Annotated in this window: 10 protein-coding genes and 1 tRNA gene; 5 read left to right on the top strand and 6 right to left on the bottom strand. The window is 66.0% G+C overall.

The window, feature by feature from the left end; translation table 11 throughout:
• Positions 1 to 4 precede the first annotated feature (4 nt).
• Both Rhe02_RS16960 and Rhe02_RS16955 read right to left on the bottom strand, forming a co-directional pair.
• Positions 5 to 1606, bottom strand: a complete 1602-nt coding sequence (locus Rhe02_RS16960; protein WP_203909207.1) for a beta-N-acetylhexosaminidase — start codon at positions 1604 to 1606, stop codon at positions 5 to 7.
• A 143-nt stretch (positions 1607 to 1749) separates the two neighbouring features.
• Positions 1750 to 2928 (bottom strand): ROK family transcriptional regulator, encoded by a 1179-nt coding sequence (locus Rhe02_RS16955; protein ID WP_203909206.1) that lies wholly within the window; start codon positions 2926 to 2928, stop codon positions 1750 to 1752.
• Between the two features lie 132 nt (positions 2929 to 3060).
• Here Rhe02_RS16955 and Rhe02_RS16950 point away from each other — a divergent pair, with 132 nt between their 5' ends.
• Genes Rhe02_RS16950 through Rhe02_RS16940 form a run of 3 tightly spaced genes read left to right on the top strand, consistent with a single transcriptional unit; the run spans position 3061 to position 5974 of the window.
• Positions 3061 to 4113, top strand: coding sequence for a sugar ABC transporter substrate-binding protein (locus tag Rhe02_RS16950; protein WP_239123876.1), 1053 nt, complete (start codon positions 3061 to 3063; stop codon positions 4111 to 4113).
• The gene (locus tag Rhe02_RS16945) at positions 4113 to 4835 is read left to right on the top strand and encodes an ATP-binding cassette domain-containing protein (RefSeq protein ID WP_203909204.1); all 723 of its coding nucleotides are present in this window, start codon (positions 4113 to 4115) and stop codon (positions 4833 to 4835) included. The genes Rhe02_RS16950 and Rhe02_RS16945 overlap by 1 nt, the downstream gene beginning before the upstream one ends.
• Positions 4832 to 5974 (top strand): sugar ABC transporter permease, encoded by a 1143-nt coding sequence (locus Rhe02_RS16940; RefSeq protein ID WP_203909203.1) that lies wholly within the window; start codon positions 4832 to 4834, stop codon positions 5972 to 5974. Before Rhe02_RS16945 ends, Rhe02_RS16940 begins: the two co-directional genes overlap by 4 nt.
• Before the next feature lie 16 nt (positions 5975 to 5990).
• Here the strand turns inward: Rhe02_RS16940 and Rhe02_RS16935 are convergent, their stop codons facing one another.
• The 4 genes from Rhe02_RS16935 to Rhe02_RS16920 all read right to left on the bottom strand — a co-directional run bounded on the left by Rhe02_RS16935 (position 5991) and on the right by Rhe02_RS16920 (position 10960).
• The gene (locus Rhe02_RS16935; protein WP_203909202.1) at positions 5991 to 8147 is read right to left on the bottom strand and encodes a TerD family protein; all 2157 of its coding nucleotides are present in this window, start codon (positions 8145 to 8147) and stop codon (positions 5991 to 5993) included.
• Between the two features lie 48 nt (positions 8148 to 8195).
• Positions 8196 to 8329, bottom strand: a tRNA-OTHER gene (locus tag Rhe02_RS16930).
• Between the two features lie 144 nt (positions 8330 to 8473).
• Complete coding sequence (locus tag Rhe02_RS16925) at positions 8474 to 9343, bottom strand: zinc metalloprotease (protein ID WP_203909201.1); 870 nt, start codon at positions 9341 to 9343, stop codon at positions 8474 to 8476.
• Between the two features lie 438 nt (positions 9344 to 9781).
• On the bottom strand, positions 9782 to 10960 hold the full coding sequence (locus tag Rhe02_RS16920; protein ID WP_203909200.1) for a toll/interleukin-1 receptor domain-containing protein: 1179 nt from the start codon (positions 10958 to 10960) through the stop codon (positions 9782 to 9784).
• A gap of 389 nt (positions 10961 to 11349) precedes the next feature.
• Here Rhe02_RS16920 and Rhe02_RS16915 point away from each other — a divergent pair, with 389 nt between their 5' ends.
• Together Rhe02_RS16915 and Rhe02_RS16910 are read left to right on the top strand one after the other, a co-directional pair.
• Complete coding sequence (locus tag Rhe02_RS16915) at positions 11350 to 12288, top strand: CHAT domain-containing protein (RefSeq protein ID WP_203909199.1); 939 nt, start codon at positions 11350 to 11352, stop codon at positions 12286 to 12288.
• A gap of 16 nt (positions 12289 to 12304) precedes the next feature.
• Positions 12305 to 14548 (top strand): tetratricopeptide repeat protein, encoded by a 2244-nt coding sequence (locus Rhe02_RS16910; RefSeq protein WP_203909198.1) that lies wholly within the window; start codon positions 12305 to 12307, stop codon positions 14546 to 14548.
• Positions 14549 to 14560: the final 12 nt, after the last annotated feature.

The following is a 14560-nucleotide window of genomic DNA, read 5'->3' as shown; positions in this document are numbered from 1 at the left end:
GGAGTCAGGATCCGGCGGGCCAGGTCACCTGCGTGGAGTGGTAGTAGTTGATGCCCATGACTCGCCAGCGCGGGCCTTGAGCGCCAAGCCGCGTCTTGAACACGGTCAGGTCGTGTGTGGCGTAAGCCGACCAGCCCAGCTCAGCGATCGCCGGCAGCCGGGGGAACGCCATGAAGTCGATGTCGGCGGTGGTGCGGATGGTCTCTGTCCACAGTGGAGCCTCGACGCCCAGCACCGACGTCTCGCCCACGCCGCCAAGGTAGTTACCCGGGTTCCAGCCGTAGGCCTGATTGACGTCGATGAGGCCGGCCCACTTCTGCCCCAGCCGGGTGTTGTTGCGGTACTTCATGTCCAGGTAAGTGCGGTTGGCCGGCGACATCAGCACCTTGGTGCCGGCCGCGGCGGCCGCGGCAACAGCCGAGTCAGTGGTGGTGGTGCCCCAGAACTGGGCGACGGTCGACGGCAGCGGGGTAGCGTGCACGACATCGTGCCAGCCGAGCACCGTCTTACCGTGCGCCGCAACGATCTGCTGCACCCGGTTGATGAAGGTGGTGTAATCGGCGGGGGTGGTGGAGCTCGCCTCGTCGCCGCCGATGTGCAGGTAAGGGCCGGGCGTGAGCGCGGCAAGCTCGCCAATGACCTGGTCAATAAATGTGTAGGTCAGTTCGAGTGGCACGCACAACGAGCTGAAACCCACGTTGGTACCGGTGTACAGCGGGGGCGCGACGCCGTTGCAGTTGAGCTGGGCGTAGGACGCGAGCGCGGCATTGGTGTGACCAGGCATATCGATCTCGGGAATGATCGTGATGTACCGCGAGGCCGCGTACGCCACCAGCCCGGAGTAGTCGGCCTGGGTGTAGTAGCCGCCCGGACCGCCGCCGACCGCGGTGCTGCCGCCGTAGACGGCCAGGTTTGGCCAGCTGTTGATGGCGATCCGCCAGCCCTGATCGTCGGCCAGGTGCAGATGCAGATAGTTGACCTTATATAGCGCAAGCTGATCGATGTAGCGGCGAACGGCCGCGACGCCGAAGAAATGGCGGGCCACGTCGAGCATTGCTCCGCGGTAACCGAACCTCGGATAGTCGACGATGTGGCCGCCGGCGATCTCCCACGGTCCGGGTTGAACCGTCGTGCTTTCCACGGCCGGTGGTAGCAGTTGACGCAGGGTCTGCACGCCTGCGAACAGTCCGGCCGGCTGGTTGGCGCGCAGGGTGACGTTCGCCGCCGTGATGTCGAGCTGGTATCCCTGGGCGCCGACGGCGGCCGGAGCGCCGGTCAGCAGCAGCGCGATGCCGTCGGCGGGTGCGGAATTGGGCGCGGGGACGACGGGCAGGGGCAGCCCGGTCGAGGGGCGCAGGATCGCGGCGAGGTAGCCGCCGATGTCGCTCGCCGGAGTGGAGCCGGACTGGGCGTAGATCTTCGTAGCCGCGGTGAGGGTGTGGGTGACCCCGGATGTTGCGGTTGCCGAAACGGGGATAGGGACAACCGAGCTGAGCGGGACGGGTGCGGCCGCCGCGGCCACACCGCCCATAATCGTGGAGACGGTGATCACGCTGAGGGTAAGGAACAGCGCGCCGATGCGGCGTCGTACAACGAGATTAGTCATGGTCGTCCTCCAAGGAACGCACCGAGGCGCCGCGGGCGAACCCATCGGCACATGCCTATATTGACCGCTCTCCCAGCAGGCCCCACGATAGTGACACCCCGATGATTTGGCAACCTGACTAACAAATCCGATGCGGACTCGATTCACCGTCGTTCGAAGATCATGTCCCAGGCACGCTCCACGCCGCGGGCGATCGCGCCGACCACCACGCCGCCTTCGCCCAGCGCGCTGGCGATCACCTTGGGGCGCAACGGTCCTAGCTCGGCGATGCGCTGCGATATGGCCCGCTCCAGCATGTCGACGTTGTGACCGACTCCCCCGCTGAGCACCACCACCTCGGGATCGAGCACCGCGGCCACCGCCACGACCAGCCCCCCGATGCGCCGCCCTTCTGCCTCCACTACGGACAGTGCTGTCAGATCTCCCTCCGCCGCGGCCGCGAAGACCTCCTTCGCCGTCGTCAGCGCCAACCCGGCCGCGTGCGCGGCCCGGACTATCCCCGGCGCGGCCACCAGGGCCTCGGTCGGTCCACGCGTCAGCGCCTCCGCGGCGACATTTGCGTCGAAGTCCGTCAGCGGCAGGTAGGAGATCTCACCGGCCGCACCCCTCGATCCCGTGTAAAGCTGGCCTTGGATGACGATGCCCATCCCGACGCCGGTTCCGATGGACACCAACACGAAGTGGCTTTTGCCCCGGCCGTGCCCGAAGGCGTGCTCACCTACGGCGGCAAGGTTGACGTCGTTCTCAAACGCCAGCTCCAGTCCGAGTGAGCGGCGCAGCCGGTCTACCAGACCGGCCTCGCCCCAACCGGGCAAGTTTGGGGCGAACTCCACCCGGCTCGATGCGGTGTCGAAGACGCCCGGGCTACCGATCACGGCTAGCGTCAAGGCATCCCACGGCACACCGGCGTCATTGGCGGCCTGGTGAGCCAACGTTCGGGTGCGGCGTACCAACGCGGCAGCGGTCTGCGCCGAGCTCGCCCCGTCCCGCCGAGCCAGGGTTCGCCCACGCAGGTCGGCCACCGCAACTCTGATCCACTCCCGGCCGATGTCCACGCCGAGCACATGTGCGGCGGCGGCGTTCATGTCGTACAGCGACGTCACCGGCCCGGGACGCCCAGCCAGTTCGCCGACCAGGCGGGCCAGCCCCGCATCGACCAGGCCGGACAGCGCCGCTGAGACGGTGGGCTTGGACAGCCCGGTCACCCGTGCCAGCTCCACTCGCGACATTGCGCCGGTCTCGCGAAGGCGCTCAAGCAGGAGCCGCTCGTTCATGACTCTCAGCAACCGGGAGTTGCCGAGCTGCTCCGCCTGGTTTCTCATGAACGGAATCCTAGAACGCAGGCTAGCCACCCTCGCAATAGTAAGATACCTTGCTTATCAATCTCCCAGCGCATCTGTACCTCCACTTCAGAGAGGGCACCCCAAATGCATCGAGGATGGTTGGCAATCCCTATGGCAGCGGTGCTGGTCGCAACGGTCAGCCTGTCCGCCTGCAGTGGGGACGAGGGCGGCGATGCCGCCGCCGCCAAGACGATCGCGCTGTTCCTGCCTGAGTCCAAGACGACACGGTACGAGGCCTTCGACCGCCCGATCTTCGAGGCCAAGGTCAAGGCGTTGTGCGCCGATTGCAAGCTGCTCTACTTCAACGCCGACCAGGACGCCGCCAAGCAACAGCAACAGGTCGAGGCCGCGCTCACCCAGGGCGCCGACGTGCTCGTGCTCGACGCCGTGGACGCGGCCGCGGTGGCGCCACTGGTCAACCAGGCCAAGCAGAAGAAGGTGCCGGTCATCGCTTACGACCGGCTCATCTCCGGAATCGATTACGCCTATTACGTTTCGTTCAACAACGTTCGAGTCGGCGAGATGCAGGGCCAGGCTCTGCTGGACGCGCTCACCGCCAAGGGCAACGCGGGCAAGGGTCAGGTCGTGTTCATCAACGGCTCCCCCACCGATCCCAGCTCCGCCGACTACAAGAAGGGCGCCCACAGCATCCTGGACGGCAAGGTCACCGTCGGGCGCGAATTCGATACTCCCGACTGGAGCCCCGACAAAGCGCAGCAACAGATGGAGCAAGCCATCACGGCACTGGGCCGTGACAACATCACCGGCGTGCTGTCGGCCAACGACGGCATGGCCGGCGGCGCCATCGCGGCGATGAAGCGCGCCGGCTTCGCCGCCCTCCCGCCGATCACCGGCCAAGACGCCGAACTCGCTGCCTTGCAACGCATCTTGACCGGCGAGCAATACATGACGATCTACCTGGACATCCGCGCCGAGGCCGAGAAGTCCGCGGAGCTGGCAGTCGCCTTGGTCAACGGCCAGCAGCCGGCGGCAGCCACCACAGTGGACAATGGCACGGCGAAGATTCCGGCTTTCCTGCTCGACCCAATCGCTGTTACCGCAGACAAGATCAAGGGCACCATCGTCAAGGACGGCTTCTACAAGGCGAGCGAGATCTGCACCGCAGAGGTCGCCGCGGCGTGCACCAAGCAGGGCATCTCGTAGTGGTCCTGCAGGTGCGCGACATCAGTAAGCGCTACGGCGCGGTCCAGGCCCTCCAGAACGTGCGCCTGGACCTCGCCGCTGGCGAGGTTACCGCGCTCGTGGGCGACAACGGCGCCGGAAAATCCACTCTTATCAAGGTGATCGCCGGTGTCGTCGCCGCGGACCACGGCACCATCTCATTCGAAGGCAGGCCTGTCCGCATCAACCGGCCACACGACGCGCAGAGCCTCGGCATCGCCACCGTGTACCAGGACCTAGCCCTGTGCGAAAACCTCAACGTGGTGGCAAACCTGTTCCTCGGCGCGGAACAGCATCACGGCGGCCTGTTGCGGCACATCCACATGGAACGCACCGCACACGAGCTGCTCACCTCACTCGACGTACGAATACCCGACATCCGTCAGCCGGTCGCGACGCTGTCCGGCGGGCAGCGCCAGTCGGTGGCGATCGCGCGCGCCCTATTAGGACAGCCCAAACTCGTCGTCCTCGACGAACCGACCGCCTCGCTCGGCGTGGAGCAGACCGCCCAGGTACTCGCCCTGATCCGGCGACTGCGTGAACGCGGACTCGCCGTGCTGCTCATCTCGCACAACCTCGCCGACGTCCTCGCGGTCAGCGACCGGATCACCGTGCTGCGCCTGGGCCGCAACGCGGGCGACTACCGCACCGACGACGCCGATCAGGACACCATCGTCGCCGCAATCACAGGAGCACGGGCATGAGTCAGCGGCTCACTATCGGCATCACACCAGTGGTTGCCGGCCTTGCCGTCATCGCGGTCACCTTTGGGCTGCTCAACGAACACTTCCTGGCCCCGGAGAACCTGACCAACCTGATGCTGCAGATGGCCGCGACCGGCACCATCTCGCTGGGCATCGTCATGGTGCTGCTACTGGGCGAGATCGACCTGTCGGCCGGTTCGGTCAGCGGCCTGGCGGCCGTGGTCATGACGATCCTGTCGGTCAACCGGCACCTGCCGGTCGCCGCGGCGATCGCCCTCGCCCTGCTCACCGGCGCCGCAATCGGTACGCTGCAAGGGGTCTTGTTCACCCGGCTGGGCATGCCCTCGTTCGTGGTGACGCTGGCCGGGCTGATCGGCTGGCAGGGTCTGCTGCTGTACCTACTCGGCCGCGGCGGCACCATCAACCTGCCGTTCACCGGCTTCGTCGCGAAACTCAGCGACACTTGGCTTCCTGCCTGGCTTTCGTGGAGCATCGCTGCACTGGCAATCGTCGCTTGGTCTGCGGTCACGGCGCTGCAACGGCGGCTACGTGAGACGGCCGGCCTGCCGGTGACCGCCCTATGGCGCGCCGCCGCGCCCATCGCCGGGGTTGCTGCCCTGCTCGCCGGCACCATCGTCTTGCTCGGCGCAGACAGGGGCGTCCCGCTGCTCCTGGTCCTCTTTGTCAGCATGGTGGTGGCGCTGGATCTGGGTCTGCGGCACACCGTCATTGGACAGCGAATCTTCGCGGTGGGCGGTAACCCTGAGGCGGCACGGCGTGCGGGTATCAACGTCAACGCGGTAAGGGTGCTAGCCTTCGCGGCCTGCGCAACCCTCGCCGCGGTCGGCGGCATCCTGGCGGCAAGCCGGCTGGCGGCGGTAAACCAAAGTTCGGGCGGCAGCGACATCCTGCTGATGGCGATCGCCGCAGCGGTCATCGGCGGCGCGAGCCTGTTCGGCGGACGCGGGCGCACCTACGCCGCACTGCTGGGAATCCTGGTGATCCAGTCCATCACCAACGGCATGCTGCTGCTCAATGTGGATTCGTCAATCAGATTCATGGTGACAGCCGGCGTGCTCATCGTCGCCGTGGCGATCGATTCACTGGCCCGCAAGGGCTCCCCGGGCGCGGCCCGATAGCCTCGGCTGTCGCCAGCTACTCGGGGATCAGCTCATGGAGCCGGTCCAGGGTGTACGTCTGGGATCCTTCGGGCAGACCGTCGGGTGCGTTGATGCCGATGAACGTGACCGGCTCGTCAGGCACCTGACCGGTCCACAAGTGCACCTCGGCCCGCGCACGCCACAGATCGACGAGGTAAGACACGGTCAGGTATCGCCGCTGGACCATCGCTTGCACCTGCTGGGCTGTGGTGAACGTGTTGTTCTCCACCCGGTTGAACGACGGCATGCCTTGCAGGCAAAGGTGCAACCACACGGCCTTCCAGCCGTCGTTGGTCTTGGCGAACACCATCGGCAACGCGACGCGACCCTTGCCGCGTAGCTGCGAACGGGCTTGCACAGTCCGCGCGTCGAACGGCGCGCCCCGCTGCTTCCGCGTCCGGGTCTGGTACCCGAACATGGACTCAGCGACCTCGTCGAACGACTCGCCCGCGTACACGTTGACCTGCGGAACCACGTAGTGGCCGGGGACAGATAGGGGCACGTCGATGAACTCGGTAGCACCGTCGGTCGCGTCGGTGATGTCGCCGGAGTGCACCACGTCACGGTAACGGTAGTTCGTCCAGGACACCTGACCAGCGGCGTGGAACTGCTCATCGAGCAGCAGCACCGACAGGTCGTAGTCGGTGCGACGGCTTGTCTGACGCCAGTACATGAAAAATCGCAGCAGCTCACCGGTTACCGACGCCCGCGAACCTCTAGGCAGCACCGCAAATCCGCTTCCGGACGCCTTGCCCGACAGCGGCAGGGCAACGTCGAGCACCTGCGGATCCACCATCACGGGCGACTGCGGTTGCGGCAGTCGGGCGCTGATCTCAGCATCGAGAACCGATGACAAGCCGTCCACCACACCGGCAGGCAGCGGGAGCCGCTTGTCTGGGCCGACCCATGCACGCCGCGAACGACTGGGGTAGATCCGGGCCGGTGCGGGTGACAGCCGGTTGCCAAGGTGCTCGCGCAACGACAGCAGCACCCGGCCGGACGTCGAGCCCATTGCGCCGGTGACCGCTTCCATCACCGCAACCTGCTCCGATGCCGAACTCTGCCGCAGCAGCCGATCGGCTGATCGCAGCAACAGACCTGGCGCAGCGGCCAGCACCGATGCAGCCTCGGCAACGGCTCCGGCCCGTAGCTTCGCCTCGGCGCGGCCGGTGAGGTTTCTGACGGTCCTTTCGCCACGAGCGACCGCGAACACGTCCTGAGCATGCGGCCACTGCCTGTACTCGTGCGGGTGCAGCCGCTCTCCGAGCCGCTTCCACCGTTGCGCGTAGCGTGCGACGTCACCGAGCTTGCCCGGGTTCCCGCCGACCACCTGGTCCAGTGCCGCCAGCAGAATCCGCCGCTCCGGGCGCCGGAAGGCACGAAAACGCGTCGGCGTCACCAGCGAGGCGTCTCCGCCGGACACCTGGCAGGCCAGGCGCAGCACATCGGTTGTCGTGTCCATGCCGATCAGCGGCCGACCCAGGACAAGCCGGATCCCGTTGAGCAGCGCACGGTTCTCCCGTACCGGAATCTCCGCCGGCTGCGCGCCGTCCATGCACACGACCGCGAGGTCGCTCAGGATCGCCCGGTCCGCCTCGCCAAGCGGCGTCGAGCTACCGGCCAGGGCTAGGTAAAGCCGCTGCGCCTCGGTCTCGGCGGTCTGCCCAAGATGCAGCACCGTCAACCGGTCACCAGCCGCCGTGATCAGCTCATCATGGGCTGCCAGCAGTTCGGCATAGGTGTGCTGGTAGGTCCCGTAGCCCGGCAGGTCCAGCAGGTTCACTCCAGACGCGGCGAGATCGCGTAGCTGCACCTCGGTGGCTTCCTCACCGCCGATGAGGACGGCAGCCTTTAGCCGCTCGGTCCAGAACTCGAGGGTGTCAGGCACATTGTCTGGGAAATCGATGAAGTAGGCATTGTGACGCACATGGTCGCCCACCAGTTCACGCACTGCCAACACCACGGTGGCGGCAAGGTCCATCGCGGGCGCCGGAGCCAGAGCGCCGATGTGCTCGAGCAGGGCCCTCGACGCGGAGAACCCGACGTCGAGCAGCACCACCTCCAGCTGCCGAGCCACGCCAGTGCCGTCGCCGGCCGCGCCGGTGCTCGCCGGCACGCGCAGGGTCTTCTGAATGATCAGGGTCTCGAGCACGTGGTCCCCCGTCCGGGCTGTCGCTGGGTGCGGTATTGAGCCGCTATGTGGTGGGCCGCCGGGGAATCGAACCCCGAACCTTCCGATCCAACAGAAAGGAGAAGGAAGTGCCTCCATAGCCGCACACGCGGAGAACGGACGCACTATTCAGTCGGATGCTCTTCCAATTGAGCTAGCGACCCGGCACCGATGATCGCATCCGCGATGAAGGACCCGCCAGTGAAATTCGACATCATGTCGCCGACACTTCCGACCCTGAGCCGCCGACCGCCGCCCGTTCTCCAGCGGCGACGGCAGGAAGCTGTCACTCCATGACCTTTAGAAGGTCACGGATAGATCACTACTCTGAGGGTAGAGAAGTCATTCGGGCTTGGGGTCTGGTAGTTCCCGCCGCTGGCACTGTCCCATAGGCAGCTTGGGCTGCTGTAGGAGGAATTGTGCCCCAGGCCCAGGGCGTGGCCCAGCTCGTGGCAGGTCGTCATCCGGTTGTACCCCTCCAGGTTGTTGTCGTTGAGGAAAACCGCGACCGTGCCGTCAATGAAGTATCCGTTGGAGCCGTATTGCACGTAGGTGTAGCCCAGCCAGTCGGTGTCGTACCAGGCATTCCAAACCTCGACACAGTGGCGGCCACCGCCGGGGCAGCTGCCACCGGTCCAGTAGGAGTCAACGCCTATCGCCTGATTCCACGTGGTCACCGCAGCTTTGACCGGCCATGCCGATGGCGTATGGTCACGGAAATAGATCTGGGGATCGGCGAAACCGTTCCAGGCCCAGCGGACCTTGGTAACGCAGCTGCTGCTGGTGGCCCAGAACTTGGCCACCCCGTAACCGCTGCCACATTCGGTTGGGTTCATTCCCCCACTCGGCGGTGCCGCCCCCGCAGTCACACCCGCCGACTCCGACGTGACACTGAGGCTGTTGCTGACAATTCCCTTTGCCTGCAACGATCTGAGCACCCCAAGCCCACCTGCGCCGCCGGGCCTCGCACGGTAGAACGCGATGCTTCCGCCACCATCGCCGCTGGAGGTCACGATGGTGAGGCCGTCGTCGTCGATGTGTGCCTTGGCCCCGGCCGGGATCGGATCATGTGGCCCCCGAGGTCCTTGACCGGGGGCGGCAGTGGCAGGCGCCGCCGCCAGCCCTGCCGAAACGATCGCGGCGGTAACGACCGCCGCTATAGTTGACACTGTTCTCACGGGCTCTCCTAGGTCCTTTGTGGAACATCGCGGCTGCGGTGTTGGCGCACCGTAGCCGCACCATTTGGTAAAGGAGCCTAACTGTTGGGAGAGTCCGTCGCTGCCCCGCTCCAGAGTGGACCATCGATTCCGCCCGTGGTCCCAGGAGCCCTTCGCGGCCTAGCCCTTCGATCAAGCGTCTTGCCCAACTGTCCATCCGTTTTGGACAGGCCCAGACCCCCCGCTGTGACGGAGCATGGAGACTCAGACAGCTAAACGGAGAACCGTTGAGGCTCATCCTTTTTGCGCAGGTTCAATGGGACAAACATGCCTGTCACCGTCCCACACGGCACCGGCGGCGGATCGTCGGGCTGAACACGAAATTGCGCGCCGGTCGGGCATTTGACGTGATCGGGTTCGTGTGTTGCAGGCCGGTCAATGACCTGCCCGCTGGCCTTTTTAGCGGGGTCCAAGGCCGAGCGTGCGCAGGAGGCTGGCTGCACCCTGGGGAGTGAAGTCATGGATGATGTGATGGTCGACCGTACCCGGCAGGAACGTCAGCGGGATCTCGTCGACCGATCTTCCCGGCAGTACCACAGGAAGGATTTTCATCGTCCACAGTGGACGATTTCGGTGCAGCAGATCGGCGAGACGTACGTATTCAGACCGTATGCCGAGGTTCCGGCCGGCTGGCAGCTGGTCTTCGCTCGCGGCGAGGTAGGCGGGCGAGGCGACGACAATGGTGTAGTCGCTGCGAAGGATCTGGACAGTGGTCCAGTCGCTCCAGTTGCGTTGTCGCTCGAGATGCTCCTTGTCGATCCGTACATCCGCGCCACACCCTTTGAGAAGGTGCCACAGCTGCTCGACGGCCTCGGAATGCTCAGGCGGATCCTGGGAATAGGAGATGAAGACGCGCGGCCCCCCATGCGCTCCCGTGCCAGGCGTAGCCGGCGCAGGGCCCACGGGCGGGGCCGGATTGTCGCCGGGGACCGGCTGGGGCAGCCGGACGCTGAAGGCGTCGGGCCGGCATACCGGGGCGAGCCCGAGCTGCGGGTCAATTTCGACCCTGTACTGGCCTGTGGCAAGCACAGCAAGCTCCTCCTGGCCTGGCGGGGTTAGGAGCACCAGCCAGGCGACATGGCTGCCCGCCCGGATACCCGCGCCCTCGGCCCCGGTGTGGCGCCAGCGCGCTGTGTTGCCGCCGACACCGAAGCACTCGATGTGGGGCGCAGCGGCAGGTAGTGCTGCTTCTGGCGCCACAGGCCCGGTCGGGTCAGGACTGTCGCGGCGAACGAAGTTAAGACTTCCGTTGACCCGATACGCGTATGCCCGTTCTGGCGAGTGGACCGCCCTGGGCAGGGCATCGACGACAATGACATTCTCTGGAAAGGCCAGCTGGACTTCTGCCCACACCGGGGCTGGCACGTCGAGCGCGATGTCGAACTCGTAGTTGATCCGGACAAGGTAGCCCTCGTACATCGAGAGGTCCCTAGGTAGCGGATGCAGACGGTAAAGCTGCCAGGCCCACAGCCGGATCATGCCCAGGGCAATGCCGGAAGGCGTGGAGTCGATGGATTTGGTTTCGTCGGCGAGATAGAGCGGGATGTCGCCAACAAGCGGGTCAGGGGATGGCGGCATGGGTAGATCCTTCGATCCTCCGGCGGATGGCATGCGTCGTGACGGCAGCATACGGTGTGCCAGGAAACCCGCAGAACGAAGGGAAACCTGTCGTGGTGGGCTTAGGACAGAATGGTCGAGCGTCAGCCGATCGGCGCATCGCGCTCGCCCATGAGTGGGATGACCTGGTCGAGCAGGTCCGCGGTATCGTCGGCTTTGCTGACTTCCTCAGGCCGCCGGCGCTATCGTCGATGGCTGACGTCGGCAGGGGCGGTCCTGTAGTGATCGTCAATGTGGATAGCCGGCGCTGTGACGCACTGATAGTGACCACAGCTGGTGTTATGCCGGTGGCACTTCCTGGGCTGACCGCCGCGGATGTCAGTGAACGTTCTTCGCGTTACCTTGAGGCCTTGCGCGATACTCCGGCACCCGCGGAAGTGCCGTTCGCACAGGCAGTGCAGCAGCGGGCGGCGGCGCTTCAGGCGCGAGAGGCCGAGCTGGAGTCGACCATGCGATGGCTGTGGGAAGCCGTGGCCGAACCGGTCCTGCAAGCCCTCGGCTGGGCCGGACCAAAGGATCCTGGTTGGGCGCGGCGCGTGTGGTGGTGCCCCACCGGCCTGCTCACTCTGCTGCCCATCCATGGTGCCGGATATCACGATGGCACCAGCCGGGCAGTTCTCGACTGTGTCGTTTCGTCATACACCCCGACCCTGCGTGCCCTGGCCGAGTCACGTAGGCGGCCTCCCATTTCCTGCGGCGAGCAACCGGCACTCTTCGTCGGCATGCCTGCCACGCTGGGGCAATTGGAGCTGACCGACGTGGTGGCGCGTGAAAGAGCTGTGCTTGGCGCAATGATGCCCGGTGGATTGGTCGCGGTTGAAGGCGCGACAGCGACCGTCGCCGCAGTTTCAGCCGCGATGGAGCGTCACTCCTGGGTCCACATGAGCTGCCATGGGCAGCAAGATCTCAGCGACCCGACCCGGGCCGGTTTCGTGCTCGCCGATGGGTCCCTTACGGTGTCCCAGCTTGGTGCGAGCCGGTTCGCCGGTGAGCTGGCCTACCTTTCCGCCTGCCGCACAGGCACGGGCGGGATACACCTTGCTGACGAAGTGATCACGCTCGGCGCTGCGCTCAGCTACGCAGGCTTTCGTCATGTGATCGGAACATTGTGGACTGTGCGCCCGGCGATCTCGGCAACCGTGGCGGAGGCGGTATATCCGGCGCTCGTGCATAACGGTGTGGTCGTCTCAGACCGGGCGGCGGCCGCGTTGCATCACGCGGTGCGGTCCCTACGCGATGGCGGCACCGGGCTTGCTGACTGGCTCCCGTTTGTCCACTATGGCCCGTAACAGAGCGGTGGTTGATGTGGCCAGCCGACCTAGTGACCCGCTTGTTTCTGAGGTCGACGGATCTCCCGGCGCAGGCAAACCCGGGTTCGGAGAAGAGCTGCGGCGGCTACGGGAACATGCCCAGCTTTCGCAGACCGAGCTGGCCCGCGGCGTGCACTACAGCAAGAGTCAGATCAGCAGAGTCGAAAGTGGACGGTTACGGCCGAGCTTCGCCCTGGCCGAGGCGTGCGAGCGGGTGCTGCGCGCCGAGGGTGCGCTAACCCGCCTCATTCCGCCGCCCCCACGTCGCCGATCGCCGTGGTCCACTTCACCCACCGTCGACCTGCCCGGCGCTACCGAGGTCTTCGTCGGCCGGGTGACTGAGATCGACGAGATGCTTTCTTTTGCGCGGCAGGCAGGACGCTACAGCAGTCGCGTGGCGGTGGTGTGGGGGTTGCCCGGAGTGGGCAAGACCGAATTGCTCGTCCAGGTAGCCGAGCGGCTGCTGGAGCGCCACCCTGATGGCTGCCTTTACCTTGACCTGCGTGGCAACGGCGATCCAATCGATGCCTTCGACGCGATGGACCGCCTGCTGCGGCGGATCGGTCTGGCCGATGAGCTGATCCCAGCCGATCCGACTGAGCGCTCTGCGCTTTACCGACGGGTGCTGCGCGGCCGTCGCATGCTGCTGGTGTTGGACAATCCCAGGTCTGCCGCCGATGTCGCGGCGTTGTTGGCGCCGGGCGGGCAATCCGTGACGTTGGTGGCCAGCCGACGCCGTCTCGACGCGCTCGACGAGGCTCGCCACATCCACGTGGATCCGCTCGACCCGCACGATGCTCGGGCGCTTGTCGAGGCCCTCGTCGGTGAGCGGCTTAGCTGGCTCCAGGACCAGGACCGGTCGGACCTTGGCATTGTGCTAGCCGCTTGCGGATACTTACCGCTCGCCGTACGTGTGGTCGCGGCCCGGCTGCGCGGCGCAGTCTGGCTGTCGCTCAAGGACCTGGCCGCTGAACTCGGCGACACTGACCACCTGGCCGTTCTCGACGACGGAGAACGGAGCATTACGCGGACCTTCCTAGCCGCTTGCGGCGCGCTTTCAGCCGACGAGCAGCACCTTCTGGCGTACTTAGCAGTGCACCCTGGCGCGACCGTAGACGTTCGGGTGGCGGCGGTGCTATCTGGCGAGTCGGCCGCGCTAGCCAGCCGGAGGCTGGACGGACTGGTCACCGCGAGCCTTGCCCTGCCGATTGCCCCGCGGCGATACGCGCTGCACGAGCTAGTGCGTGCCGTCGCGCGGCAGCACGCACGGGCCATTCTGTCCGATGCGGAGTTACGCGGCGCGACCGAGCGTCTTGTATATGGCTATCTCGCTATGGCGCAGCAGGCCGACCTAACGGTGACTCCGGATCGGCACCGCCCACCGCCAGTGCATCCCGCCGACCCGGTTTGGCCGGCAAGCTTCGCCAACGTCACGGAGGCGCGGACGTGGTTCGAAGCTGAGCAGGACAATCTGGTGGGAATATGTGAGCTCGCCGCAACCGAAGGCCTGCATGGCGAATGCTGGCGCCTCGCCTATGCCATGCGAGATCATTTCTTCCGTACAAAAGCCTTGCGACCATGGATCCGGACCCACGAATTCGCTCTATCTTCGGCCCGCATGGCAGGAGATCTTTGGGCGGTCGCGGTAACGCTCAACAACTTGGGCCTGGCCCATCTGCACGATGGCCGAAACGATCTCGCTGGGCTGCAATACACGGAGGCACTGAAGGTATTCCGGGACTTGGACGATCGCATAGGCGTCGCGGTCACCCTCGGACACCGTGCCTGGCTGGCGCATGCCACCGGCGACCACGCCACAGCTGTGGTGGAAGCATCTGATGCGCTTGCGTTGTACCAGGCGCACGATTCGCGCCGGCACGTTGGCATCACGTTGCGCACGCTCGGGCTCGCCGAGGGCGCGCTGGGGCGGCTGGCCGCGGCGACCGAGCATTTCCTCGCGGCGCTGGAAATCTTTGTCGAGATGAACCTGGTCTTCGACGAGTCAATGGCGCTCAACTGCCTCGGCGAGGCCGCGCGGGCGGCCGGGGACCCGTCGGCCGCTCGCACCTATCACGTCCGGGCGTGGTGGCGCGCAAGGGTCTGCGCCAGCCTCGCTGAACAGGCCCGCGCGCTGCGAGGGCTAGGGTCCGTCGCGCAGGCCGATGGGCGCCACCAATCCGCGGCTCGGCTGGTCGCACAAGCGGCCGCGCTCCTAGGACGGCTGCGCGACGACCCCTGATGCACTTTCTGC

The sequence above is a fragment of the Rhizocola hellebori genome (genome assembly GCF_016862955.1).
In the GTDB taxonomy this organism is placed as follows: domain Bacteria; phylum Actinomycetota; class Actinomycetes; order Mycobacteriales; family Micromonosporaceae; genus Rhizocola; species Rhizocola hellebori.
This window is presented reverse-complemented; position numbering and strand designations above follow the sequence as displayed.